The sequence below is a fragment of the Bacillus cereus group sp. BfR-BA-01316 genome, assembly GCF_022664195.1.
Lineage (GTDB): Bacteria > Bacillota > Bacilli > Bacillales > Bacillaceae_G > Bacillus_A.
The window spans coordinates 260,138-284,868 of record NZ_JAKUGX010000001.1 but is presented as its reverse complement, the minus strand read 5'-3'; the positions used below and the strand labels follow the sequence as shown (position 1 = coordinate 284,868).

Here is a 24,731-nt window from a genome sequence, read left to right as displayed (position 1 = left end):
GTCTCGAGCAATACGTGATGAAAGTGGATGTGCGAAATGCACATCAACTAGGGTGGAACCGCGGGTATATACAAGCTCGTCCCTAGGCATGATTGCCTAGGGACGAGCTTTTTTGTGCTTAATTTAAAAGCGCAAGCGGCTCGCTCAGAATGTGAGGGGGATGGAGCTTCTGACATAGAGGCGCTTTTGGCCTCGGCGGAAGAAGCGAAGCCACCGAACATTTTAGCCGCTGGAGCTAGCGGAGATGCCTCGTTTCCAAATTACCCATCACGTCATCGCAAATACGTTAACTTTCAAAAGGAGGATTTTATTATGTATTCAATGGAACAAGTTGTAAACTTAGCGAAACATCGCGGTTTCGTTTTCCCTGGTTCTGAAATTTACGGTGGTCTTGCAAACACTTGGGATTACGGTCCACTTGGAATCGAATTAAAAAATAACGTTAAAAGAGCTTGGTGGAAAAAATTCATTCAAGAATCTCCATACAACGTTGGTTTAGATGCTGCTATTTTAATGAATCCAAAAGCTTGGATCGCTTCTGGTCACGTTGGTAACTTTAACGATCCAATGATCGACTGTAAAAAATGTAAAGCTCGTCACCGTGCTGACAAATTAATTGAAGATGCATTAGATGCAAAAGGCATCGAAATGGTCGTTGACGGTCTTACTTTCGACCAAATGGCTGATTTAATGAAAGAACATGAAGTAAAATGCCCAGATTGTGGTAGTCAAGAATTCACAGAAATTCGTCAGTTCAACTTAATGTTCAAAACATTCCAAGGTGTTACAGAGTCTAGCACAAACGAAATCTTCCTTCGTCCTGAAACAGCACAAGGTATTTTCGTAAACTTTAAAAACGTACAACGCTCTATGCGTAAGAAACTTCCATTTGGTATTGGCCAAATCGGTAAAAGTTTCCGTAACGAAATTACACCAGGTAACTTCACATTCCGTACACGTGAATTCGAACAAATGGAACTTGAATTCTTCTGTAAACCTGGTGAAGATTTAGAGTGGTTCGCATTCTGGCGTGAAACTTGTAAAAACTGGTTACTTTCACTTGGTATGACTGAAGAAAGCATGCGTCTTCGTGACCACGGTGAAGAAGAATTATCTCACTACAGTAACGCAACAACTGATATTGAGTTCAAATTCCCATTCGGTTGGGGCGAACTTTGGGGCGTAGCATCTCGTACAGACTTCGATTTAAAACGTCACATGGAACACTCTAACGAAGACTTTAACTATATTGATCCACAAACGAATGAGCGTTACGTGCCATACTGTATCGAGCCATCTCTAGGTGCAGACCGTGTAACATTAGCATTCTTATGTGATGCATATGAAGAAGAGCAATTAGAAAACGATTCTCGTACAGTTCTTCGTTTCCACCCTGCTTTAGCACCATACAAAGCAGCGATCTTACCATTATCTAAAAAGCTATCTGAAGGTGCTACTGAAGTATTCGCAGAACTAGCTAAAGACTTCGTGGTAGACTTTGACGAAACTGGTTCTATCGGTAAACGTTACCGTCGTCAAGACGAAATCGGTACACCATTCTGTATCACATACGACTTCGACTCAGTTGAAGACAAAGCTGTTACAGTACGTGACCGTGACACAATGGAACAAGTTCGTATGCCAATTAGCGAATTAAAAGGTTTCTTAGAGAAGAAAATCCAGTTCTAATTATAAAGTGAAACTTTAATCAGTGGGGGTTTTGTTCATCCCCCACTGATTATTAGTTGAACCAATCGGGCGTTTACGGGCAGTTGATCTCCCACCTAACTTCTTTGCTCAAGCCGAATTTTGAGGTGGGAGTTTTACTGCCCGTTAACGCGGGATAAAAAAAGAGGCAGCTCATAAGAGCCGCCTCTTTTCTATTTTTCACGTTTTTCTTTAATTGCTACTGTACATCTTGATATGCATAGTAAATCATCATTTTCATCAATGATGCGAATATCCCAAACCATTGTCGATTGTCCTCTATGTATCGGTGTTCCGATTGCTGTTACAATTCCATCTTGCTTTGAGCGAATATGATTTGCATTAATTTCTAATCCAAAACAAATACATTTCTCTTGATCAATTAAATTGTATGAACCAACGCTTGCCACAGTTTCTGCTAATGCAACAGATGCACCGCCATGTAAAAATCCAAACGGCTGATGCGTACGTTCATCAACAGGCATTGTAGCAACCACCTTATCCTCTGTCATTTCTAACAACTCAATTCCAAGCGAATCCATTAAAGTTTTTGACATATCGTTTTCAACCTCTCTCACTTCAAATTAAATGTATAATTTTACCTATTTAATTTCAAACTACCTATAACACTTATATAAGGAGGTTTCACCTAAATGAAACAGAAATTTTGTATACTACTGCTTATGTTCTCCTTGCTCACTATTGTACCAAATTGTGCAATAGCAGCCAAAGCATCCAACCTGACAATCAATGTTAAGACTGTAACGCAAAAAGGTAAGAAACCTTATATAGAATATCAAATTAATAGGCCTTCCTTTCACAACTTTTCTGATTCGAAATTTCAAAATAAGCTGAATTCCTATTACAAAAACTCTACTGCTAAATTTAAAAGTAAATTAGAAAAAGAAGCGAATAAATATTATAAAGAAACAGAAGGATCTAGCACACCTTTTCATCCATACGTTGCAAATGTTGACTATAAAGTAGCTTTAAACAAACCACCTTTCCTAAGTCTATATGTGAATTACTATCAATATACAGGCGGAGCGCACGGACTTTATACGTGGAAGGCAAATACATTTGATTTAAACGAAAAAAAATTATTACACTTAGACGATTTATTTCAACAAGAGGATAAATATAAAGAAATAATTCGCACAGAGATTGTAAGACAAATTGAACAAAATGAAAGCATTTATTTTCCTGATGCAGTCGAAAAAGTAACGAGCACAAAAAATTTTCACTATTTTTTAGAACCGGATAATCTTGTGATTTATTTCCCTTTATATGAAATTGCTCCTTATTCAAGCGGAATCCCGCAATTTCGTATTCCATACACATTGCTTAGAGACTATTTAAAGCCTTCTTATCAAAATATTTTGATTGACAACAAGTAAATATTTTCGCTACGATAATGTTAACCAAAGCGCAACAGGAGGTTAACATTATGAAAAGATTTCATGTTCTAGATTTAGCATTAGCTGCCATGTTCGTCGCTCTTATGGCCATTGGTGCAAATATTGTATCTTGGGCACCATTCCTACAAATAGCGGGCGTTCCATTGTCTATGCAACCATTTTTCGCAATTTTAGCAGGCCTTCTTCTTGGAAGTAGACTTGGGGCATTATCAATGACTGTTTACATGCTTGTTGGAGTAGCAGGTGCGCCAATCTTCGCTAACTTCAAAGCTGGATTTGGAGCACTTTTAGATCCTACTGGTGGTTTTATTATCGCATTTATTATCGTTGCTTACGTATCAGGAAAACTAGTAGAACAAAAAGAACGACCAACATTCAGCACCTTTGCAATTGCTTCTTTCGTCGGAATCATTTTAACGTATATTATCGGTACTACTTATATGTACGGGGCAGTCAATATTTTCATGGGTGGTAATATGAGTTATAAAGCTGCTTGGATGATTATGATGTGGTTTGCAGTAAAGGATATTGCGTTTACAATTATCGGCGCTATTATCGCACCTCGCATATACTATGCTGTACGTCGTTCCGCTTATCAGCATTCTCATTCGACGATTTCATAATAAAAAAGAGTTATTTCAGTATACTGGAATAACTCTTTTTTTATTTTCGACAACATCCGACACAGATTAGAAATAAATTTTGCTATGCTAGTTCGGTAAATATTACATTTTATACATCTAATAAAAACAATTTTCGGAGGAAAATCAGTGAAACTATCAAAAAACACACTTATTAAAATAGGTGTAGGAGTACTTTCTTTACTCTTTATAATAAGTATAATTAGCGGTTATACATTATATGGAAATAGCGAATTAGGAATGAAATATGCGCTTGGAAATGGTCTAGCATTTTTCTTTTTAATTCTTGCTATAATTAGTTTATGCGCGACTTTAATCTTTATTGTCATCGGGTTCATTAAAAAAATCCGAAAAGTACCAGCAAAAAGAACCTTTATAACATCAATAATACTATTTCTTACATCAGTTATATCAATCATTGTTCTTCTCTTTACTATATCATCAGTAACGAATATGGAGGAAGAATATCAGGCTATTCAAGCTCAAAAGAAAAAAGAAACTGATTACTTAAAAGCTGCAGCATCTTTTTATAACAAAATAGAGACTTTCGAATACTCTGCGTCATATGTGTTATCCGAGTATTCAACTACATGGTCAAACGCAATAGATAGTCGAAATGATTTCAATACTGCACTTAGATCTAAGAAAAAAGAAATTGATGGAATGGTTGTAGCTGTAGATGTATTTTATAACAGCATGGGAAAAGATTTAAGGTTAGTCTCTGAGGCTGCAAAAGAACAGCCAAATAAGTATAAAGAAATCTATGAAGAATATAAAAAAATCTATGGTATTGTAACTGCACTTAATGAACAAGCTCAATCTCCAAGTGGTAGTTTGATTTCATTTAATCAAAATGTTAATGCATTAATTCAGGAATACAAAAAAGCAGCTGGAAATATTAATATCGCTATTACTGATGATATTAAATCAAAAGCTAATGAACTGAAACCCACCGATTAAAACTTAAGTTCTAATTAAAGACACTCTCTCCAGAGTGTCTTTTTCACAAAAAAATCCCTTGTTAGATTAAGCAGTAAATTACATATCTCTACTGCCAATCCAACAAGGGATTATGCCACAAAATGAAAACCTATATATTAAGACTCTTGCTTCATTTGCTCTTCTAAAATTTTCTTCATCATTACTAGCATATCATCACGTAATTCTTCGTGCTGCAATGCCATTTCAATTGTTGTTTGAACAAATCCTAATTTTTCACCAACGTCATAACGCTTTCCTTCGAAATCATATGCAAATACACGTTGAATTTCATTTAAGTTTTGAATTGCATCCGTTAACTGAATTTCGCCACCCGCTCCAACTTGTTGCTGTTCCAAGAACATAAAGATTTCAGGAGTTAAAATGTAACGTCCCATAATCGCTAAGTTTGAAGGCGCAGTACCTTGCGTTGGTTTTTCAACGAAATTACGAACTTGATAACGACGTCCCTCTTGCTCTAACGGATCAATAATTCCATAGCGATGTGTTTCTGCTTCAGGAACAGTTTGTACACCAATAACAGAAGAAAGTGTTTTGTCATACTCGTCCATTAATTGACGTAAACATGGTTTTCCAGCTTGAACGATATCATCGCCTAATAATACTGCAAACGGCTCATCACCAATGAATTTACGCGCGCACCAAACAGCATGTCCTAATCCTTTTGGTTCTTTTTGACGAATGTAATGGATATCTACCATTTTAGAAGAAGCTTGTACTTTTTCAAGTAACTCATACTTTTTCTTCTCTAATAAGTTTTGCTCTAATTCAAATGCGTTATCAAAATGATCTTCGATAGAGCGCTTTCCTTTACCAGTAACGATAATAATATCTTCGATGCCTGATTTTACTGCTTCTTCTACGATGTATTGAATTGTTGGTTTATCTACAATTGGAAGCATTTCTTTTGGCATTGCTTTCGTTGCTGGTAAAAAGCGTGTTCCTAATCCCGCTGCCGGGATAATTGCTTTTCTCACTTTTTTCATGACAAATACCCTCGCTTTTCATTTTAATTCTCTTAGTAAAGTGCAAATTTATAACATTAGCTCGTAATAATCCTCTACATCAAACAAAACTACAAGAAAAGAGGAGGCCGTTCTCCGTTCTCCCCTTTTCCTATCTGTAGCACTCTATTCTATTATAAACGATTCATAATATCTTCTTTAATAGTAAGTAACTTTTGTTCACTATTTTGTAAGGAATCATCTTGTACACCAAAGTAGAATTTAATTTTTGGCTCTGTTCCAGATGGACGTAAGCAGAACCAAGAACCATCTTCTAATTGATATTTTAACACATTTGATTTCGGTAAGTGAATCTCTTCCTTATTTCCATCTTGTAACGTTGTAATGATGCTTTCCTTATAATCCTCAACTGCAACGACTGTTAAACCAGCTACTTCTTTCGGAGGATTTTCACGGAATGTTGCCATCATCTTTTGAATCTGTTCGGCACCATCTTTTCCTTTTAACGTTAACGATACAAGGTCCTCACGGAAGAAACCGTACTTCTTAAATACTTCTAACAGACCATCATATAACGTTTTACCTTGTGATTTGTAGTACGCAGCTACTTCACATGCAAATAGGACTGATTGCACCGCATCTTTATCACGGCAGAATGGACGGATTAAATAACCATAGCTTTCCTCATAACCGAATTGGAATTCATATTGTCCGCTTTCTTCATACTGTTTAATTTTTTCACCGATAAATTTAAATCCAGTTAACGTATCAACTGTATCTAAACCGTATGCTTTTGCGATTGTACGGCCGATTTCAGACGTTACGATTGTTTTTAAAACAACACCGTTTTCTGGAAGCATTCCGTTTTCCTTCTTTTGTGATAATAAGTAATCAAGCATTAACGCACCTGTTTGGTTACCAGTTAACACTTGGAACTCACCATCATGATTGCGAACTGCTACACCTAGACGGTCTGCATCAGGATCTGTTGCGATTAACACATCAGCGCCTACTTTTTCACCGTCGCGAATTGCATACTCAAACGCTGCATGCTCTTCTGGATTTGGTGATTTTACTGTAGAGAAGTTTGGATCTGGTAACTCTTGCTCTTTTACAACTGTTACATCTGTAAATCCAACTTCTTCTAAACCACGGCGTACCGAAATATTTGATGTTCCATGTAATGGTGTAAAGACGATTTTCAAATCTTTTCCTACTTCTTTCACCATCTCTTTATTAATAATGACATTGTTCAATTCTGCCGCATATGCATCATCTACTTCTTGTCCAATTATATGTAATAAACCGTCAGCTTTTAATTGCTCAACATCAGCAACTTCAACTGTTAATTCATCTTTTACTGCATTTACGTAGCTAATTAACTCATCAGCTTCTTTTGGAGGCAACTGGCCGCCATCTTCACCATATACTTTATAACCGTTATATTCGGGCGGATTATGGCTTGCCGTAAGAACGATTCCACTTGCTGTATGTAAATGACGAACTGCGAAAGAAAGCACTGGTGTTGGACGTAAGCTTTCAAATACATATGTTGTAATACCATGTGCACCAAGTGTAGCAGCTACTTCCATTGCGAATTCAGGTGATTTATGACGAGAATCATACGCGACAACAACACCACGTTTTTTCGCTTCTTCACCTAATTTTTCAATAAACCTAGCTAATCCTTTTGTTGCTTTACGAACTGTATATACGTTTAAACGGTTCGTACCAGCACCAAGTTCACCACGCATACCACCTGTGCCGAACTCTAGATTTTTATAAAAGCTATCCTCGATTTTCTTCTCATCTTGCTTCATGTTTTCTAGCTGTTCTTTTAATTCTGTGTCTAATTCTGCATATGAAAGCCAGCGACTAAATTCTTGTTTCCAATTCATACTTCCATCTCCTCTCGCCTGTCGTACCTTCATTATATGAAAAAAACAACCTGCATCTCAATATTTTTTAAAATCTAGCAGGATTTTACTATAAATATTTGTATACACTATGGTTAAATACTCCACCAAAGGGAATGAGGATTATGCAAGAATGGGGCTTGTCAGAAGAGCTCAAAATAAAAACAAAGCAGATGATTGAAATTGCTGAAAAAGAATTATCAAACATGAAGCATGCAATCGATAAAGAAGATGAATGTATTTTATGTAAAATGGAAGATATTCATCATATGTTAACAAATGTACAGACGTTAGCAGCTACATATTATATTCAAGCATATTTATCACCTTATACGGAAAGTTCACATTTCATCACTACAGCTGTCCAACATTTAAGCGCTCGAAAACACGGTGCTCTTATTATTGTGGAACGAAGTGACGCTCTTGATTCTTTCATTCAAACTGGAACGACATTAAACGCACACTTAACCGCGCCACTACTTGAATCGATTTTTTATCCAGGGAACCCTCTTCATGACGGAGCCGTTCTCATTAAAAATAATCATATTGTCTCAGCAGCTAATATTCTTCCATTAACAAAAAGTATAGAAATCAATCCTGAGCTAGGAACACGTCACAGGGCTGCAATTGGCTTATCAGAGAAAAGCGATTCACTTATATTAGTTGTCTCTGAGGAAACAGGGCGTACTTCATTCGCTTTAAGTGGGACGTTATATACAATTTCTTTATAGAATACCTATAAAATAAAAAAAGCTGCTCCGGAAAGGTTCATTATATGATGACCTTTCCAGACAACTTTTTTTGCATTCTTTATTCTTCTCCGAAACGCTCAACAAGTGTTGCAAGTGTACGCACCATTACACCTGTTGCTCCAGATGGTCCTAAATCATGTGCACCTGTTGTTTCAGATGTTCCAGCGATGTCTAAGTGTACCCATGGTGTTTCTTCTGCAAATTCACCAAGGAATGTCCCAGCCATAACCGCATGTCCTTCACGGCCTGGTGAGTTATTTAAATCAGCAAATTTACTGTTTTTGACAAGTTCTTTATCACGTTCAAAAATCGGCAATTCCCAAATTGGCTCATCCGTTTCCATAGAAGCCTCTAACACTTGTTCAAACAATTCTTCATTATTTGTCATTGCGCCTGTTGTATGATTTCCAAGTGCAACAATTACACCGCCTGTTAATGTTGCAACATCAACTAAGTAATTTGCACCAAGTTTCTTCGCATACGTAATACCGTCAGCTAACGCTAGGCGACCTTCTGCATCTGTATTTAATACTTCAATTGTTTTTCCGCTCATAGATGTAATAACATCATCTGGCTTAAATGCTGTACCACTTACAACGTTGTCAGTTGATGGAATAACAGCAATTACATTTTGCTCAGGGCGAAGTTCACCGATGATATCCATCGCGCCAAGAACAGCTGCAGCACCGCCCATATCACCTTTCATACCAACCATGCCTTCACGTGGTTTTAAAGAATAGCCGCCAGTATCATATGTAATCCCTTTTCCAACAAATCCAATTACATCTTTCCACTCTTCTTTTCCTTTATAAATAAGAGCGATCATTTTAGGCGGTTCAGTAGATCCTTGGTTTACTGCAAGTAATGCACCCATACCAAGCTCTTCCATCTCTTCTTTCTCAAGAACCTTATAATCCATATCGTATTTTTCCGCTAATTCAACTGCATATTCAGCAAGCTTTGTCGCTGTTAATACATTTGGCGGCATATTTACAAGTGTACGAGCTGAATTCGTTGCACGTCCATGTACGTATCCTACTGTTAATGCTGCTTCAATTTCTTGTGCATCTTCTGCTGTAATAGCAATCAGTTTTTCTAACTCTACTCTTTCTTTTTCATCCGTTTTATATGTTTGTAATCCGTATGTACCAAGGCAATATACTTCCGATGCAATATGAGCTACATCAATCGTGTCTAATTTATCTGTTACGAAAGAGTCAAGTAAGATTGCTGCGTCTTTTACTTTTGCTGATTGTAATGATTTAAAAGCTTTACTAAGAGCCGCACGTAACGTTTCTGTTGTATATGACTCTTTCTTACCTAAACCAACAAAATAATAACGTTTAACATTTGTTTTTCCTAAGCTATGTACTTTTGAAATGGCTTTCTTCTTAGTTGAAAGTTCTTTTTCTTCTAATAAAACTTGTAACTGTCCTTCAAACGCTTTATCCAGTTCTTGTACAAAGCTATTCGTTTTATCTTCTTCAAATAAGGCAACAATTACCGCTTCATGACTTGCTAATTCTTTTTGTACTTGAAACATGTTCAGACCCCCTAAATTTCTCTATGTCTATTATAACTTTATTTTCGATAAAATGCGACAATTCTAAATTCTATCGTTTCATATAAAGATGCTATCTCCAATATCTTCTATGGTGAAATAAGACAAAAAAAAGTCTAGCGTTATTACCACTAGACTATCTTTGTTTTAAATATTGTCCACGAAACACTTGCATCGTTTCGTCTTGATTTAACATCGTTAACTCTTCTTCCGAAAACTTACCATTTCCTATTTTCACTATATACACATTTACTTTTTTCTTACCCCATTGGCTATAAACATCTTTCACCGTATCATAATATAAATCGAGACGATTTCCTTTTATAGCACCGCCCTTATCAGTTACAACACCATATCCGTAACCTGGCACGAATAGAATTGTCCCAAGCGGGAATACGCGCAAGTCAGCAGCGATTGTGGAATATAAATCCCTTTTTGCTTTAACACCTGAATATGTAATGCCATACTCTGGATGCCCCGGCCTCTTTCCAGTTGACTCTATACCTGATGTATAGCCAGTTGCAGTCATTTCTATAACGCGATATTTAGACCAGTCATTTGCCTGTTCTAAAGCATTTATCACTTCTTTACTCGGAGCAATTTTTTTCTCAATTTCTGCTGCATGTACTTCTTTTGCACTTGTTTCTTCATATGATTTTATAATCTCTAATAAAGAAACTCCTGTGAAAGCCTTCCATGTTACGCATAATGCGAATGCAAGTAAACAAGTCATCATAATGCGAATACAATATCGTTTTAACATTTTTATATTCCACACTCCTTCATCGTTAATCATTCCCTATACGATGAAGGAATATGCAAAAAAATAATCTCCAAATTGATTGGAGATTAAAACATTTGATATCCACTTTTCCGAAGTTTTTTAATTATGATTCCTGCTAAAGCAGCACCTACTAATCCAGTAGATAGAATAAACACATCTGCATGTCCTAAATGCGATACACTCGTCCCAAATGAAGAAAATGTTTCTTTTGGCTTTGAAAAATAGTCCCATACACTCGCTTTATTAATAATAAGCATACAAATAATCGGATACACAATAACCATTACCCACGTAGCTCGCAAAATCATGTTGAGTAAAAATCCAATTCCAAAAAATAAAATAAAGAACAACATCATTGAAATAAGTAGTACCGGTATACTCACTTCTTCTCCCTCTCCTTCGCATACGCCGTAAACACATGATAAGCCGTATAACCAAATTGCTCTCCTGGATTTAATGTTTTGTCCATTTCAAAATACGACTCTGCTCTTCCTTCTAATAAATATTTGATGAGTACAGAAGTATTTTGATCATCTGCAATATTTTCTGGATGTAAAAAAGCTACTTCCGACAATTCTTTCTCCTGTACGATAACGTCTTCTCCCTCTGGCTCTAAAAGAAAAATAATCATATTATCACTAATTTCATTATGAATAACACCCGAGCGAATACCAATAATCCCCTTTACATGAGCAACAATTCCTGTCTCTTCCAAAATTTCACGTTTCACAGCTTCATCAACAGTCTCACCTTCATTAACAAAACCAGCAGGTAAAGACCATTGCCCTTTCAATCCACCGTATTTTTTCTTAACGAATAGCCATCTCCCATCTTCTGTAGCTACTAAGCCACTGACAGCTAACCACACTTTCCCTCGCTTCCCCATGATATAACCTCCTCCACCAAACGGACAGAATATTCTTTCTTTTTTATATATTATACTATATTTTCAATACAAAAAAAGCAGAAACAGCTCATAGCCGTTTCTGCTTTTTCTACTATATATTAAAAGAACTTCAATTTACCTTTTTTAAGAACTAATAAAGGTCCGCCTAGTAGGAATAAGTAACGGTTATCGATTACTTTCTTCATGAATGAAGCTTTCCAACCTGTCAACTTTTTACCCATAACAACGCCCATTGCATCGTCATGACCTAATGAACATACAGATCCTTTATTATCAAATGCGAACTTTTTCATTTCGCCTTTGCCGCGAACTAACACAGTTAAATTGTGTGCAATGTTATAACCTTCTTGAATTGCAATCTGTGCTGTTGGTGGGTATGGACGGTTAATCTCCTCATTGATGATTAACGCTGCGTCACCAACCATGAATACATCTTCATGACCCGGAGCGTGCATGTACTCATCCACTTTAATGCGTCCGCGCATTGCTTCAAATCCAGACTCTTCCACAATACCGTTACCACGAACACCTGCAGCCCAAACTACAGTTTCAGATTTAAGAAGTTCTGCATCATCACCGTTTGCAACGATAATACCTTCTTCAGTTGCTTCCTTAATTGCTGTACCGATGCGGAATTCTACACCTTTTTTCTCAAGTTGTTTTACAGCGTACTCTACTAATGCTGGATCGAAACCCGGAAGTGCTGTTGGAGCAGCTTCTACACAGATGATACGTGCTTTTTCACGTGGAACATCGTACTCTTTGCAAAGTTCAGGAATACGGTTTGCAAGCTCACCTACGTACTCGATACCAGTAAACCCAGCGCCACCAACAACGATTGTTACTAACTCATCGCGTTTTTCAGTCGCATATTGAGCGAATTTTTCTTCCATATGCTCACGAATTTGACGAGTTGCATTAATGTTAGTGATTGAGAATGCATGCTCTTTTAATCCTTTAATTCCGAACGTTTCTGATTCGAAACCAAGACCGATTACTAAGTAATCATACTCTAATTCACCATTTTTTAAGATAATACGTTTTTCAGCAGCTTTAATCTCTACTACTGTATCTTGTACAAAGTTCACTTTATTTGTATCAATAACGTCTTGAATATCTAGACAGATTTTATCATCTTGTAATGTACCAGCTGCACTCTCATGTAACCAAGTTGCTTGGTAGTGATAGCTGTTGTTGTTTACTAACGTAATTTCAGCTTCACTTACAGATAATGTTTTTTGCAGACGAACAGTCGTAATCATCCCGCCATAACCTGCACCTAAAACTACGATTTTTGGAGTCTTCACTAAATCACAACCCTTTTCTTTATATAATAGTAATAAAAAATAATACCAAGTACTAAAAAATCTATTTGTCAAGAATGTGGAATTTATCACATTCTATATCATAACAAAACGCAGTCAAAAAATCGTACGAAATTTGTCATAGAAATTTAACATAATACTTCCCTATATTAGTCGGTTTTATTCCATAATTCAAGCACCTAGAGAATTATCAATATTTTAAAATAACATAGCGTTTTCAAGGGTTTTTTAGCCTTTTTTTCATGTATTTTCCTTTCGCTATATTTTATACGATTCTAAAACATCTATGTGCAAACTTACTTATTATTCAGTCGTTTTCAGAAGTATTATTAACTGAAATATGCTATCATTTATTTGAAAGTGTCATCATTTGCAGGATTTTCATGTACATATGAACAATATATGAAATCAATATTAAAATTCCATCATCTATAGGGGGAATGAAAATGACAGAAAATCAAAAAGTTTACGACATAACGATTATTGGTGGTGGCCCAACAGGACTATTCACTGCATTTTATGGCGGAATGAGACAAGCAAGTGTAAAAATTATTGAAAGCTTACCTCAACTTGGAGGGCAATTATCCGCACTATATCCCGAAAAATATATTTATGATGTAGCTGGATTCCCAAAAGTGCGTGCACAAGAGTTAGTTGATAACTTAAAAGAACAAATGAAAAAGTTCGATCCAACTGTTTGCCTAGAAGAAGCTGTTGATACGCTTGAAAAACAAGCTGACGGTATATTTAAACTTGTTACAAATAAACAAACTCACTACTCTAAATCTGTCATTATTACTGCTGGTAATGGTGCTTTCCAACCACGCCGCTTAGAATTAGAAGGCGGGGCAAAATACGAAAAGAAAAACTTGCATTATTTCGTTGATGATATGAATAAATTTGCTGGAAAACGCGTCGTTGTATTCGGCGGCGGTGACTCAGCAGTAGATTGGACAATGATGTTAGAACCGATTGCGGACAAAGTTACAATTGTTCATCGCCGTGATAAATTCCGTGCACATGAACATAGCGTAGAAAGCTTACTGAATTCCCGTGCAGAAGTAAGCACACCTTACGTTCCAGTTGAACTCATCGGTGATGATACGATTGAACAAGTTGTTCTTCAGCACGTAAAAACAGAAGAAAAAGTTATCATCGATGTTGATGACGTAATCGTAAACTACGGCTTCGTTTCTTCGCTTGGTCCAATTAAAAATTGGGGCTTAGATATTCAAAAGAACAGCATCCTCGTGAACTCAAAAATGGAAACAAATATTCCTGGTATTTACGCTGCTGGTGACATTTGTACATATGAAGGAAAAGTAAAACTCATTGCTTGCGGCTTTGGTGAAGCACCGACAGCAGTAAACAATGCAAAAGCTTACTTCGATCCAAACGCAAAACTTCAACCAATGCATAGCTCAAGTATGTTTTAATATAGAAATGAAAAGAACTCCTTTTACATGAGAGGAGTTCTTTTCATACTCTCTCCTTTTCCTAACTAAAATACATTGCAATTTGATAAAAAATATTACTTCCTTCCAAAATATGTTACAATAAAAACAGAACGTACGTTTCATTTAATAAAGGGAGGTTTTATTAATGAAAGAACCTATTATCGTAAAAAAAGAAGCTTTCCAAGCAATCGGTGTCTCTATTACGACGACAAACGAAAAAGAAGCATCGACTGAAGGAAGGATTCCAATGCTTTGGAATCGCTACTTCCAAGAACAAATCATGCATCAAATTCCACATCAACAAACAAAAGAAACATTCGCCTTCTATTCAAACTACGAATCAGATGAAACTGGTACATATCAATTTACTATCGGCATGTCCGTTTCTTCATTAGACGATGTTCCTGAAAATATGACAGCCTTAACAATACCTGCCGCAACGTATGCAGTATTTACAACGAGAAAAGGTCCTGTGTCTGAAGTCGTTTGTGAAACTTGGGAATATATTTGGCAATGGTCGAAAGAAAACAAACGTGCTTTTACAACAGACTTTGAGCTTTATGACGAAAGAGCACTTGATCCAAATAACGTACAATTGGATATTTATATTGCACTAGCTTAAAAAAAGATGCCCTTTGGCATCTTTTTTTGTCGTGAAATAGCCACTGTGCAAATTCATTATTATTGTCTACAATGAGAAAGTGCAGTATAGAAATATTAGAAACTGTATAAAGTGAAACTATACTCAGTGGGGGTTTTGTTCATCCCCCACTGAGTATTAGCCCTCACCAATCGGGCGTTTACGGGCAGTTGGTCTCCCACCTAACTTCTTTGCTCGAGCCAAATTTTGAGGTGGGAGTTTTACTGCCCGTTAACGCGGGACAAAATGATTGTTAATAGGTTTTTTAGTCTAAAATCGGTACATAGAAAGGAAGCAATATGGAGGAACTACAACAAAATAAATCTGCTTTAGAAGGAAGCGGAAAACCGTTATTAAAAAATACGAACTTCCTTTTTCTTTGGGCAGCTACGCTCTTTTCAAGTTTTGCTTTAGCCTTTTTTACTTTTTCACAAACATGGTACATAGCAAAAACATTAAACCTTGAGGCTTCACTCGGTATTGTTTTCGTGGCTCTTAGTGTTCCAAGGCTCATCTTTATGATTATCGGCGGAGCATTAGCTGATAAATTCCCGAAAAAAAACATTATGTTTTACTCTAATATTATTCGCGCTATTCTTGTCGCAACCATTCTCACCTGGTTCATCGTCGGTGATGTAACACTATATACATTTGCTTTGTTCGCTTTGTTCTTCGGACTTGCTGACGCTTTCTTCTGGTCAGCAGATGGATCTATTCTGCCTGAACTTGTAGAAAAAAGCCGTTTAACACAAGCAAATTCACTTACACAAATGACAAACCAAGGATCGGTTATTTTAGGCCCTGTACTTGGCGGTATTCTCATTAAATTTACGAACTATGAAACAATTTTTTCAATTACAATCCTGCTACTCATTATCGCTGCAATACTCGTTCAAAAAATACAATTTACAATACCCGAAAAAAATGAAACAGATAAAGGCATGTTTACTTCTATTAAAGAGGGAATTTCATATGTAAAAGAATCACCATTTCTTTCAACTTTCCTTATATGTAGCGCCTTTTTAAACTTATTTTTAATCGGCCCAATGCAAGTAGGCTTCCCGCTCTTCGTCAAAAACGTTCTGCACGGTGATTCACTTCAGTTTAGTTACTTAGAAGCTGCTGTTGGCGGCGGGATGGCGATAGGAGCTGTCATTGTCGGATTAAAAAACATTAACCGCAGACGTGGTCTATTTTGCATTATCATGATGCTACTGTCTGGTGTATTCTTCCTATCCATCAACTTTAGCACTGTACTTTGGCAAGCGTTATTAGCCGGAATGTTTTACGGTATTACAATCGCGATGGCTATCGTTCCACTTATGGCAATGATCCAATCGACGGTAAAAGAAGAGATGATGGGACGCGTTATGAGTTTACTCATGCTTTCATCAATGGGATTCATTCCGCTCTCTTACGCATTTACATCGCTTGCACTTGGGATAGGCATTCCAATTGTAACGGTTATGAAAAGCGGTGCAATCGCCGTTATCGTCTTTGTACTATTTGTAGCAATTCGTGTCCCAGTTGTAAGAAAGTTCGATTAGCTCTTAGAGTCATGTATTATACGCATGACTCTTTTTTAAATGGATCGAATAACGGTATTCCCTTACTTCTCCTTAATGCCGCTCCCCACTCTAATCCAATTTCTAAAAATAAATCTCGCATCGTACTATACAATAGTGCTCCGACATCTTTACGAATTTCTCCGTACTTATACGCTCTCACAACACTTTTAGCCCGCCGAATTAAATTTCCATACACTTCTTCATCAGCTAAAATCTGGTCTAATAAAACACCTTGCTCTAGTAATCCGCTTTTTTTGTAAGCAAGCTCCACTTTACTCCACAGTGTATTAAGCTTCTTCGGATGACTCGTCATCGGTATAAGTGCGTATATAAAAGGCTTCGGTATATCATGACGACAATACGTTTCATCAAGCTCGTACGTTACTTTTCTTTTCTCTTTTATTTGTGGAATGTTTTTAGAAAGAATTGTTTCCCCCTCATTTTTTTGCTCATTTCCACTACAGCCAGTTGCGTGCCCCCCACTTTCACATGCGGACATTTTCATACGGTCATCCATGCGGTCAATCGCAGATGTAAGAAATACATATAAGTTTGCACTATATCCGCCGCGCTTATATCTTTCTTTTGTCGCAACACGCTTTACAATTCCAAGCTCCTCTAGCTTCGCAATCGAGCGACGTACCGTCCGAATACTCTTTCCAATATTCGTCGCAATTGTCTCCATTAACGGACAAGCAACACCAACTGTTTCGTTCTTCTCATTAACCGCATATTTCCCTAAAAAATGAATAACTAAAGAATCAGTCTTATTTAGTTGAAACTGATAACATTTAAAAACTTGTTTTTGATATGTATTAAACTCTTCTTTACTTCGAAATTCACTATATGGTTTCATTAAATTATATAAGCTTCCCATTTTTATCACCTCATTTATAGGTAAGAAACAGGAAGAGAAATTGGCGTGATATTTAATATTTTTTTATTGGAGATGAAAATATGATTGTAATTAGCGCTTGTTTAGGTGGCATTGCTTGTCGTTATGACGGCAACGATAATCTCGTTTCAAAAATAGAAGAGTTATTACAAAAGGAAGACACCATCCTCGTTTGCCCCGAAGTATTGGGCGGTTTACCTACACCACGCCCTTCTGCTGAAATTATCGGTGGTAATGGCGATGACGTTTTAGATGGAAAAGCAAAAGTGATGACGAAAGAAGGACAAGACGTCACGGAGGCTTTCGTGCGTGGTGCTTATAAAGCATTAGAACAAATAAAAGATTTAAACCCAGAATATATCATTTTGAAAGAACGCAGTCCTTCATGTGGTAGTTCTACTATTTATACTGGCGAATTTAACGGAAATAAACAAACTGGATATGGCGTAACAACAGCGCTATTCCGGAGACATGGATTTACAGTAATTTCTGAAGAAGAATTCGAAAACAAAAAAAGGAATTGACCATGATCGTCAATTCCTTTTCTTCATTCTTTATTTCACACCTAATTTTTCTTTCACCTTCGCTGGAAGCTCGTCCTTTTTCACTTCTTCCCAAGCTGTTACGCCCTTTTTATCAGAATGGAATACGCGTAGGAATGCTTCTTTACGAAGGTTTTTCACAGCGGTAAATTCCATTTCTTTTTCTTTACCATCCTTATCAAATCCAGGTAACTTATACTCGAATGATTTGTGCGGCTGACCATTATCAGCTTTTTCATTCTTTTCGATTCCATCAGTAGTAATTTGAACGTAGTACTCATCTTTACCCATACGGTTTAAATCACAGCCAACTAATAGACTTGCAAATACAACTAAAATACTAAAAAGTGCAATATATCTTTTCATTTCCTTCACCTCATGTGTTTTTCTTATATTGTTATCTTAAAGCCTAAGCTCTAAAGAAGAAATTCAAAAACATGACATGAACATTACACTTTTGTAAGATAATAATTATTTCTTCACTCTAGAAACAGTCATCCCGTCACCAATTGGAATGAGTACAGATTCTAATTTCGGATGAGTTGCTACCATTTTAAAAAGGCAATTGCTCTCTCGCAATGATGTAACCTATCTCTTCCTTTATGATGATCACCACGATGGTGACCTTCCTTCATGAACTTATCTTTTCTCATTTCAAATCTCCCTTTGTATACAAAATTTCAAAATAAAAAGCCTTAAGGGAAATGAATTTTATAATTCATCTCTCTTAAGGCTTTTTATCTTCTATCTCTTTACTACCAATATTTCTATGTATCCATTACCGCCAATAATGTCTTTCGCGCCAGTTTCGCCACTTATCACGAATTTTATCACGCAATTTCCTTATACCATTTATTACACCTTCTATTATGCATTCTATTATAATATCTATCACAAGGTATCTTATACATCTAAAAATAGGACCTATCACGTACTTCACTACAAATTCAAAAATATCTTCCAGCATATATCCCTCCTCTTTCTACCCTTCAATTATAGCTGTAAGAAAGAGAACAATTAAAGCAAAATAAAAGACCTTTTTCTATTTCGGCTAAAAACTTAGCACTCTTTTGGCTCACCAGCATTCGATGCTGTATGGAAAGATGACCACATGATGCGATTGCATTTGGATTATCAATTGTAAATTATGCGTTTAGTTTAAGGCAGATTAAAAAATGATAAAATAAAGCATAAAAAATTAGGAGTATATGATAAATAATCAAACCTGTCCTTGTTGCGGTTATAAAACATTAAAAGAACGTAATAATTAGGAAACATGTCCAATTTGTAAGTGGAATGATGCTGAAGTTCAGGTGGTTTCCCATGATATTCGTGGTGTAAATAAAGAAATTGGAAGCCAATAGATGAAAAATAATAATTCTTTATTCAACTAACGCATGCATGAGTTGAACAACCTTAGGCTACTTCGTTAGCTATTTTTTGGTATCAACTGGCAGTTTAGTTTTCAATATGTGAAAAGGGATTTCTAAGTAATTAATTGAATATATATTTATTGTTTACTCATTTTTGGTAGGTTCCTTTATAGGAAATAAGCTTTACTGTATTCCTGTACTTCGCACGGTTCTATAATAACTTATATTGATGCTGTAACGGGATTTCCTATTAGTGAGATAAGGTATTTTTTAATTCATTCATTATAGAAATTGCAACTCTCTTCCTCAAGAATTATTTCTTTTGGGTGAAAGTTTTTTTATTATATAAGTTTCATTCTGTCATAATTTAAAGTTTTCGAGAGGAGAAATTATATGCATCCTATTTTATTAGATGTTCCGTTACAAATAGAAACAGACAGACTAATTCTTCGAGCACCACTTCAAGCTGGTGAAGGGAATGTAGTATACCAAGCTATTAAGGATTCAATTAATGAGTTAAAGCAATGGTTGCTTTTATTCCAGTCAATTCCTACTGTTGAAGAAACAGAAATTATCCTAAGAAATGCGCATATAGATTTTTTGAAAAGAGAAAGCTTTCGCTATCTTATCTATCATAAGGGGACTAATGATTTTATTGGAACTGCTAGCCTTCACGGAATTAATTGGAAGATTTCTAAATGTGAAATTGGCTACTGGATTAACACGCAATTTAGTGGCAATGGATATATGACAGAAGCAGTAAGTGCGTTAACAAACCTTGGATTTCAGTTATTCAAATTTAGAAGAATTGAAATACGATGTGAATCTAATAACACTAAAAGTCGTACGATCCCTGAAAAACTAGGTTTTGAGCTTGAAGGGATATTACGTAATGAAGATCTTTCAGCTGACGGTAACAAACTAACTGATACCTGCATCTATGCAAAGATAAATTAGATTAAAATTTGAAAATTCCTTGTACAACTAAAGCATGCGATCGTTGTACAACATATCTAAAAGTCGGTTTCCAAATTTGGAAGACGGCTTTTTTGATTTTTTATAACGAACGGTGTCATAATGAACTACGCAAAAAGGATTAAAATTCATGCATTAAACGTAGGACTACTAGAAAATACGATGATGGGGCGCTTCTTTATTCAAACACTGTTGGCAGTTGCGGATATTTGGGGCTAGCATTCACCATCTTTGTAATACTCTTTTTCTTTTTTTACGGCAAAAGAAAAGACCTCCCTAACGATTAGAATCCATCGCTAAGAAGGTCATCTTCCACAACCGTATATTGAACGTTTTAGGGTCGTTTATCTCCCAAAAGATACTTGTTTTCCTGCGGTCTAAACCGTATAATCCGTAACTCTCCGATTCAGTTTCCGCCTAGACTAACGGAATAAAAAAACTTAGCACTCTTCCGGCTTACCAGCATTCGACGATGTACGGAAAGATGATCCGCATCCACATGATGCAATTGCGTTTGGATTATCGATTGTGAATCCGCCACCAAGCATAGATTGCTTATAGTCAACTTTCACTCCTTTAACAATCGGAGCACTTTCTTTATCGATAACAAATTCAACACCGAAAAACTCAAGAACTGTGTCGTCTTCGTTTGGTTCTACTTCAAAACCTAAGCCGTAAGAAAGACCACTACATCCGCCGCCATGTACAGCAAGGCGCACGTACTTCTCTCCATCTTCAGCATCTTTTAACATATCTTTAATTTGAAAAGCTGCTTGTTCTGTTACTTCAATCATGAAATACACCATCCTTTCTGTTCTCATTCTATTATACATCTTTACGCTTCTATCTTGTACTCATACACTCCGCGACAAATTATTTCCGCAGGTCCTTTCATTAATACATTTCCTTCTTCTGTCCATGCGATCATTAAGTCGCCGCCTGCTAAGTGAACTGTAATTTCTTTACCGTGTTCCATTTTTCCATTTAAAATTGCCGCAACGACAGCTGCGCATGCTCCTGTCCCGCAAGCTTGTGTTACACCAGATCCACGTTCCCAAACGCGGAAATTCATCTCTTCATCATTCAAAATCTCGATGAATTCAACATTCACTCGCTCTGGGAACATTTCATGTGTCTCAAGAACTGGTCCTAACGTTGTAAGAGGCGCTTTTTCTACATCATCAACAAAAATAACCGCATGTGGATTCCCCATTGAAACAGCTGTAAATGCATAACGGTGATTATTGTATAAGAAGTTTTCACGAATAAACGGTGTTTCTCCTTCACCAAGCATCGGTATCTCTTCACGTGTTAAACGAGGTGCTCCCATGTCGATTTTCGCTAATGTAACTTTGTCATCTTCTACCGTTACTTCTGCCGTAACAATACCAGCTAACGTTTCAATTGTGAAAACTTTACCTTCTACTAGTTTATGCTCATACGCATATTTCGCTACGCAGCGTAAACCATTTCCACAGCTCTTTCCTTCTGAACCATCGTTATTAAACATGCGCATTTTTACTGGTGCCACGTCAGAAGGACAAATTAAAATCATTCCATCTGCACCAATACCAGTATTAATATTTGAAACCTTTTCCGCTACAATTGCTAAATCTTCTTCTCTAATTTGTTCCTCAAACATATTTACATATATATAACTATTTCCAAGACCATGCATTTTTGTAAAAGAAAATTGGCTCATTTTTATTCACTCCAAAAATAATTTATTATTTCAAGTATAAAATGCATGCTTTTAGAACACAATATGAATGTCCCCCGTTTCTCATATTTGACAGTGTTTTGGCAATGTTTTGGCAATAAGCCGTTCTTACACAAATCGTGTAAGAAAAAAGCCCTTCTAAAAGGGCCTTTTTTTTTCGAAATAAACACTCCTAATAAAGTGAAACTTTAATCAGTGGGGGGGGTGTTCATCCCCCACTGATTATTAGCCTTCACCAATCGGGCTTTTACGGGCAGCCCGACTCCCACCTAACTTCTTTGCTTCAGCTGAATTTTGAGGTGGGAGTCTTACTGCCCACAAATAGCGGGATAAATGAAAAAAAGAAAAACGTTGCCTGTTTGCAACGCTTTAAAACATTGGATTTTCATCCAAATAATCATATACATTATTTACAAGTTCTTCTACTGTTGCACCTTGTACAACTTCACCATTTACAAGTGCAAATGGACCTTCAAAACAGATACCACAATATCCTAAACAACCATATTCCATTACGTCTAAATTAGGATCTTTTTCTAATTTTTCTAAAGCCGCTTGCGAACCGCTTGCAAGGTTACCTACACAAAATTCGATTAATGGTTTAATCAAAACTCTCCCCCCTGTATCTCTAAACAATTTACCATTTACTTTAGCAAGTATGAAGTGCATACCTAATTTGCGAAACGGATAAGTAACCCTCTCTACTTGTTACCATTCCACTTTATTTATAAGAAGAAAACTAAGCTGTTTCTTGTTGTTTTCGTTATATATTCTAAACTATTTAGTTACTTCACTATTTCACTTCACAATAGATAGTCTTCTTTATATAACATTCTACTCATAATGAAATAGTAAATAGTAACTAGAAAATGAAAACAGTTTACTTTACTTTTCTTCTTATTGTACAACAGAGTATTCATTCATGCATTGTTATTTGTTCACAAATTCGATATAATTTGATTGAGTAAAGTCGAAATATTTTATTAATATAAAATTGTATGATTAGGGGATATTTCAACAGAAAAGGGGTAATCCATCATGAAACACCTCGTAATACTGGGTGGTGGCTACGGTGGAATGAGAATTCTGCAGCGGCTACTTCCAAGCAACCAACTTCCAGATGATGTACAAGTGACATTAATCGACAAAGTACCATATCATTGCTTCAAAACTGAATATTATGCATTAGTGGCGGGTACAATTTCAGAAACACATATTCGCATACCGTTTCCTGAGCACCCACGTCTTAATATTCAATACGGCACAATCACAAATATTGATCTTGAAACGAAAGCCGTTCATCTCGATGGAGGTGAAACAATCCAATATGATGATTTAATTATCGGACTTGGCTGTGAAGATAAATATCATAACGTTCCTGGGGCGAAGGAATATACACATAGCCTACAATCAATTGAACAAACACGTAAGACATATGAACAATTAAATAGCTTAGAACCAAATGCAACAGTAGCTGTCGTTGGAGCTGGCTTAAGTGGCGTTGAAGTAGCAAGTGAACTTCGTGAGAGCCGTTCTGATTTAAAAATCTATTTATTTGATAGAAAAGATAGAATTTTATTCCCATATCCAGAGAAATTAAGTAGATATGTAGAAGAATGGTTTATAAAACATAACGTTACCATTATACGAAACTCTAATATTACCAAAGTGGAACCAAATATTGTATACAACCATGATGAACCACTTGAATGTGATGCAATCGTATGGACAGCTGGTATTCAAGCAAATGAAATTGTTCGAAACCTTCCAGTTGAACAAGATGGTAGCGGACGGGTTGTTTTAACAAAATATCACAATATTCCAAATAACGAGCACGTTTATGTCGTAGGAGATTGTGCAGCACTTCCACACGCACCATCTGCTCAACTCGCTGAAGGTCAAGGAGAGCAAATTGTCCAAATATTATTAAAACGTTGGAATAATGAACCACTTCCTGATGAACTGCCTGTTATTAAATTAAAAGGTGTTCTCGGTTCTCTCGGCAAAAAACACGGATTTGGTTTACTAGCAAACCAACCATTAATGGGACGTGTACCGAGATTATTAAAATCCGGTCTTCTTTGGATGTACAAATATCATAACGGTTAATACTTTAAAGGCTGTCTACATAGTAGACAGCCTTTTTCTATTCATTTTTTTAAAAAATAACTTTCTCAATATAGATTCACAAAATTTTTCCATTTTAATATTAAAAACTACCGATGAAAAGTGTATGCTATATGTAAGAGTTATTTCATTTTATTATTTTCTTTAGGACCGAATGCGTTCGGTCTTATTTTTTATGCTATAAATACTACACATAATAGGAGGCATTTCATTTCACTTATGAACTTAACAAAACTAAATAATCGAATAGAAGTGAAAAAGAAAGAATTAATCCACCTCGTTGAAAAATATGGATTTTCTCACGATAAAGTCATTTCTCTTAGTCAAGACTTAGATCGTTTGCTAAACTTATTAACGAAGCTAAATACTTCCGTCTCAAGACGATCTAATCCTGCAAACAAAGAAAAAAGATGTTCCTTCTAAATAGATTTTATTTTTCTATTTTTCTCTCTTTTTGAT

General features: G+C 36.2%; 26 protein-coding genes and 3 pseudogenes. 13 read left to right on the top strand and 16 right to left on the bottom strand.

From position 1 onward, the window contains the following. Nucleotides 1–312: 312 nt before the first annotated feature. Nucleotides 313–1,689 (top strand): glycine--tRNA ligase, encoded by a 1,377-nt coding sequence (locus MR071_RS01500; protein WP_105585458.1) that lies wholly within the window; start codon nt 313–315, stop codon nt 1,687–1,689. A 191-nt stretch (nt 1,690–1,880) separates the two neighbouring features. Here MR071_RS01500 and MR071_RS01495 read toward each other — a convergent pair whose 3' ends face one another. Continuing rightward, nucleotides 1,881–2,264: a hotdog fold thioesterase gene (locus MR071_RS01495; protein WP_002145111.1), complete on the bottom strand. Its 384-nt coding sequence runs from the start codon at nt 2,262–2,264 to the stop codon at nt 1,881–1,883. A gap of 96 nt (nt 2,265–2,360) precedes the next feature. Between MR071_RS01495 and MR071_RS01490 the strand changes: the two genes are divergently transcribed. From MR071_RS01490 to MR071_RS01480, 3 genes are all read left to right on the top strand, one after another. Further along, nucleotides 2,361–3,104 (top strand): DUF3298 and DUF4163 domain-containing protein, encoded by a 744-nt coding sequence (locus MR071_RS01490; protein WP_105585459.1) that lies wholly within the window; start codon nt 2,361–2,363, stop codon nt 3,102–3,104. A 50-nt stretch (nt 3,105–3,154) separates the two neighbouring features. Next, complete coding sequence (locus tag MR071_RS01485) at nt 3,155–3,748, top strand: biotin transporter BioY (RefSeq protein ID WP_105585460.1); 594 nt, start codon at nt 3,155–3,157, stop codon at nt 3,746–3,748. Between the two features lie 147 nt (nt 3,749–3,895). Continuing rightward, nucleotides 3,896–4,726 (top strand): MFS transporter, encoded by an 831-nt coding sequence (locus tag MR071_RS01480; protein WP_105585461.1) that lies wholly within the window; start codon nt 3,896–3,898, stop codon nt 4,724–4,726. A 137-nt stretch (nt 4,727–4,863) separates the two neighbouring features. Here MR071_RS01480 and galU read toward each other — a convergent pair whose 3' ends face one another. Together galU and MR071_RS01470 are read right to left on the bottom strand one after the other, a co-directional pair. Beyond that, on the bottom strand, nt 4,864–5,751 hold the full coding sequence (galU, locus tag MR071_RS01475) for a UTP--glucose-1-phosphate uridylyltransferase GalU (protein ID WP_242234680.1): 888 nt from the start codon (nt 5,749–5,751) through the stop codon (nt 4,864–4,866). A gap of 152 nt (nt 5,752–5,903) precedes the next feature. Then, nucleotides 5,904–7,628 (bottom strand): phospho-sugar mutase, encoded by a 1,725-nt coding sequence (locus MR071_RS01470; protein WP_105585463.1) that lies wholly within the window; start codon nt 7,626–7,628, stop codon nt 5,904–5,906. Between the two features lie 143 nt (nt 7,629–7,771). On the opposite strand from MR071_RS01470, the gene cdaS reads away from it, so the two are divergent. After that, entirely contained in the window at nt 7,772–8,377 is a 606-nt protein-coding gene (gene cdaS, locus MR071_RS01465; protein ID WP_105585464.1) for a sporulation-specific diadenylate cyclase CdaS, read from the top strand. 79 nt (nt 8,378–8,456) lie between these two features. Here the strand turns inward: cdaS and MR071_RS01460 are convergent, their stop codons facing one another. The 5 genes from MR071_RS01460 to MR071_RS01440 form a co-directional block, all read right to left on the bottom strand. Beyond that, the gene (locus MR071_RS01460) at nt 8,457–9,941 is read right to left on the bottom strand and encodes a leucyl aminopeptidase (protein WP_242234677.1); all 1,485 of its coding nucleotides are present in this window, start codon (nt 9,939–9,941) and stop codon (nt 8,457–8,459) included. A gap of 154 nt (nt 9,942–10,095) precedes the next feature. After that, on the bottom strand, nt 10,096–10,722 hold the full coding sequence (locus MR071_RS01455) for a 3D domain-containing protein (RefSeq protein ID WP_142395812.1): 627 nt from the start codon (nt 10,720–10,722) through the stop codon (nt 10,096–10,098). An 86-nt stretch (nt 10,723–10,808) separates the two neighbouring features. Further along, complete coding sequence (locus tag MR071_RS01450) at nt 10,809–11,126, bottom strand: YuiB family protein (protein WP_002089308.1); 318 nt, start codon at nt 11,124–11,126, stop codon at nt 10,809–10,811. Beyond that, a complete protein-coding gene (locus MR071_RS01445; protein WP_105585467.1) occupies nt 11,123–11,629 on the bottom strand; it encodes an NUDIX hydrolase in 507 nt (168 codons plus the stop codon). The genes MR071_RS01450 and MR071_RS01445 overlap by 4 nt, the downstream gene beginning before the upstream one ends. Nucleotides 11,630–11,748: 119 nt before the next feature. Continuing rightward, nucleotides 11,749–12,957 carry an NAD(P)/FAD-dependent oxidoreductase gene (locus tag MR071_RS01440; RefSeq protein WP_002112603.1) on the bottom strand — a complete coding sequence of 403 codons (1,209 nt, stop codon included), beginning with the start codon at nt 12,955–12,957 and terminating at the stop codon, nt 11,749–11,751. 464 nt (nt 12,958–13,421) lie between these two features. On the opposite strand from MR071_RS01440, the gene MR071_RS01435 reads away from it, so the two are divergent. From MR071_RS01435 to MR071_RS01425, 3 genes are all read left to right on the top strand, one after another. Then, complete coding sequence (locus tag MR071_RS01435; RefSeq protein WP_142395813.1) at nt 13,422–14,411, top strand: NAD(P)/FAD-dependent oxidoreductase; 990 nt, start codon at nt 13,422–13,424, stop codon at nt 14,409–14,411. A 166-nt stretch (nt 14,412–14,577) separates the two neighbouring features. Continuing rightward, the gene (locus tag MR071_RS01430; protein WP_105585469.1) at nt 14,578–15,054 is read left to right on the top strand and encodes a GyrI-like domain-containing protein; all 477 of its coding nucleotides are present in this window, start codon (nt 14,578–14,580) and stop codon (nt 15,052–15,054) included. 317 nt (nt 15,055–15,371) lie between these two features. After that, on the top strand, nt 15,372–16,619 hold the full coding sequence (locus MR071_RS01425) for an MFS transporter (RefSeq protein ID WP_105585470.1): 1,248 nt from the start codon (nt 15,372–15,374) through the stop codon (nt 16,617–16,619). Between the two features lie 16 nt (nt 16,620–16,635). On the opposite strand, the gene MR071_RS01420 is transcribed toward MR071_RS01425, so the two are convergent. Next, nucleotides 16,636–17,517 (bottom strand): helix-turn-helix domain-containing protein, encoded by an 882-nt coding sequence (locus MR071_RS01420; RefSeq protein ID WP_105585471.1) that lies wholly within the window; start codon nt 17,515–17,517, stop codon nt 16,636–16,638. Between the two features lie 80 nt (nt 17,518–17,597). Here MR071_RS01420 and MR071_RS01415 point away from each other — a divergent pair, with 80 nt between their 5' ends. Next, a complete protein-coding gene (locus MR071_RS01415; RefSeq protein WP_105585472.1) occupies nt 17,598–18,059 on the top strand; it encodes a 2-thiouracil desulfurase family protein in 462 nt (153 codons plus the stop codon). 30 nt (nt 18,060–18,089) lie between these two features. On the opposite strand, the gene MR071_RS01410 is transcribed toward MR071_RS01415, so the two are convergent. From MR071_RS01410 to MR071_RS01400, 4 genes and pseudogenes are all read right to left on the bottom strand, one after another. Then, nucleotides 18,090–18,443: a YxeA family protein gene (locus MR071_RS01410; RefSeq protein WP_002129712.1), complete on the bottom strand. Its 354-nt coding sequence runs from the start codon at nt 18,441–18,443 to the stop codon at nt 18,090–18,092. A gap of 105 nt (nt 18,444–18,548) precedes the next feature. Next, nucleotides 18,549–18,632, bottom strand: a pseudogene (locus MR071_RS25720) (O-methyltransferase); the annotation flags it as partial. A gap of 223 nt (nt 18,633–18,855) precedes the next feature. Continuing rightward, nucleotides 18,856–19,044: a hypothetical protein gene (locus tag MR071_RS01405; protein ID WP_105585473.1), complete on the bottom strand. Its 189-nt coding sequence runs from the start codon at nt 19,042–19,044 to the stop codon at nt 18,856–18,858. A gap of 92 nt (nt 19,045–19,136) precedes the next feature. Continuing rightward, nucleotides 19,137–19,222: pseudogene (locus MR071_RS01400) on the bottom strand (iron-sulfur cluster assembly accessory protein); the annotation flags it as partial. A gap of 621 nt (nt 19,223–19,843) precedes the next feature. On the opposite strand from MR071_RS01400, the gene MR071_RS01395 reads away from it, so the two are divergent. Next, nucleotides 19,844–20,407 (top strand): GNAT family N-acetyltransferase, encoded by a 564-nt coding sequence (locus MR071_RS01395; RefSeq protein ID WP_105585474.1) that lies wholly within the window; start codon nt 19,844–19,846, stop codon nt 20,405–20,407. Between the two features lie 141 nt (nt 20,408–20,548). Further along, nucleotides 20,549–20,635, top strand: a pseudogene (locus MR071_RS01390) (recombinase family protein); the annotation flags it as partial. A gap of 230 nt (nt 20,636–20,865) precedes the next feature. Here the strand turns inward: MR071_RS01390 and MR071_RS01385 are convergent. The 3 genes from MR071_RS01385 to MR071_RS01375 all read right to left on the bottom strand — a co-directional run bounded on the left by MR071_RS01385 (nt 20,866) and on the right by MR071_RS01375 (nt 22,754). Further along, a complete protein-coding gene (locus MR071_RS01385; protein ID WP_105585475.1) occupies nt 20,866–21,219 on the bottom strand; it encodes a HesB/IscA family protein in 354 nt (117 codons plus the stop codon). Between the two features lie 41 nt (nt 21,220–21,260). Next, on the bottom strand, nt 21,261–22,127 hold the full coding sequence (gene dapF, locus MR071_RS01380; RefSeq protein WP_002015893.1) for a diaminopimelate epimerase: 867 nt from the start codon (nt 22,125–22,127) through the stop codon (nt 21,261–21,263). Between the two features lie 387 nt (nt 22,128–22,514). Next, nucleotides 22,515–22,754, bottom strand: a complete 240-nt coding sequence (locus tag MR071_RS01375) for a YuzB family protein (protein ID WP_000595025.1) — start codon at nt 22,752–22,754, stop codon at nt 22,515–22,517. A 429-nt stretch (nt 22,755–23,183) separates the two neighbouring features. Here MR071_RS01375 and MR071_RS01370 point away from each other — a divergent pair, with 429 nt between their 5' ends. Both MR071_RS01370 and MR071_RS01365 read left to right on the top strand, forming a co-directional pair. After that, nucleotides 23,184–24,254, top strand: coding sequence for an NAD(P)/FAD-dependent oxidoreductase (locus MR071_RS01370; protein ID WP_105585476.1), 1,071 nt, complete (start codon nt 23,184–23,186; stop codon nt 24,252–24,254). A 237-nt stretch (nt 24,255–24,491) separates the two neighbouring features. Continuing rightward, on the top strand, nt 24,492–24,695 hold the full coding sequence (locus MR071_RS01365) for an aspartyl-phosphate phosphatase Spo0E family protein (RefSeq protein ID WP_142395814.1): 204 nt from the start codon (nt 24,492–24,494) through the stop codon (nt 24,693–24,695). Nucleotides 24,696–24,731: the final 36 nt, after the last annotated feature.

Bases quoted from the DNA above. Each gene is read 5' to 3' on its own strand.
- MR071_RS01500 (WP_105585458.1), top strand. From the start codon at position 313: ATGTATTCAATGGAACAAGTTGTAAACTTAGCGAAACATCGCGGTTTC.
- MR071_RS01495 (WP_002145111.1), bottom strand. From the start codon at position 2,264: ATGTCAAAAACTTTAATGGATTCGCTTGGAATTGAGTTGTTAGAAATG.
- MR071_RS01490 (WP_105585459.1), top strand. From the start codon at position 2,361: ATGAAACAGAAATTTTGTATACTACTGCTTATGTTCTCCTTGCTCACT.
- MR071_RS01485 (WP_105585460.1), top strand. From the start codon at position 3,155: ATGAAAAGATTTCATGTTCTAGATTTAGCATTAGCTGCCATGTTCGTC.
- galU (WP_242234680.1), bottom strand. From the start codon at position 5,751: ATGAAAAAAGTGAGAAAAGCAATTATCCCGGCAGCGGGATTAGGAACA.
- MR071_RS01470 (WP_105585463.1), bottom strand. From the start codon at position 7,628: ATGAATTGGAAACAAGAATTTAGTCGCTGGCTTTCATATGCAGAATTA.
- cdaS (WP_105585464.1), top strand. From the start codon at position 7,772: ATGCAAGAATGGGGCTTGTCAGAAGAGCTCAAAATAAAAACAAAGCAG.
- MR071_RS01460 (WP_242234677.1), bottom strand. From the start codon at position 9,941: ATGTTTCAAGTACAAAAAGAATTAGCAAGTCATGAAGCGGTAATTGTT.
- MR071_RS01455 (WP_142395812.1), bottom strand. From the start codon at position 10,722: ATGTTAAAACGATATTGTATTCGCATTATGATGACTTGTTTACTTGCA.
- MR071_RS01445 (WP_105585467.1), bottom strand. From the start codon at position 11,629: ATGGGGAAGCGAGGGAAAGTGTGGTTAGCTGTCAGTGGCTTAGTAGCT.
- MR071_RS01435 (WP_142395813.1), top strand. From the start codon at position 13,422: ATGACAGAAAATCAAAAAGTTTACGACATAACGATTATTGGTGGTGGC.
- MR071_RS01430 (WP_105585469.1), top strand. From the start codon at position 14,578: ATGAAAGAACCTATTATCGTAAAAAAAGAAGCTTTCCAAGCAATCGGT.
- MR071_RS01425 (WP_105585470.1), top strand. From the start codon at position 15,372: ATGGAGGAACTACAACAAAATAAATCTGCTTTAGAAGGAAGCGGAAAA.
- MR071_RS01420 (WP_105585471.1), bottom strand. From the start codon at position 17,517: ATGGGAAGCTTATATAATTTAATGAAACCATATAGTGAATTTCGAAGT.
- MR071_RS01415 (WP_105585472.1), top strand. From the start codon at position 17,598: ATGATTGTAATTAGCGCTTGTTTAGGTGGCATTGCTTGTCGTTATGAC.
- MR071_RS01410 (WP_002129712.1), bottom strand. From the start codon at position 18,443: ATGAAAAGATATATTGCACTTTTTAGTATTTTAGTTGTATTTGCAAGT.
- MR071_RS01405 (WP_105585473.1), bottom strand. From the start codon at position 19,044: ATGCTGGAAGATATTTTTGAATTTGTAGTGAAGTACGTGATAGGTCCT.
- MR071_RS01395 (WP_105585474.1), top strand. From the start codon at position 19,844: ATGCATCCTATTTTATTAGATGTTCCGTTACAAATAGAAACAGACAGA.
- MR071_RS01385 (WP_105585475.1), bottom strand. From the start codon at position 21,219: ATGATTGAAGTAACAGAACAAGCAGCTTTTCAAATTAAAGATATGTTA.
- dapF (WP_002015893.1), bottom strand. From the start codon at position 22,127: ATGAGCCAATTTTCTTTTACAAAAATGCATGGTCTTGGAAATAGTTAT.
- MR071_RS01370 (WP_105585476.1), top strand. From the start codon at position 23,184: ATGAAACACCTCGTAATACTGGGTGGTGGCTACGGTGGAATGAGAATT.
- MR071_RS01365 (WP_142395814.1), top strand. From the start codon at position 24,492: ATGAACTTAACAAAACTAAATAATCGAATAGAAGTGAAAAAGAAAGAA.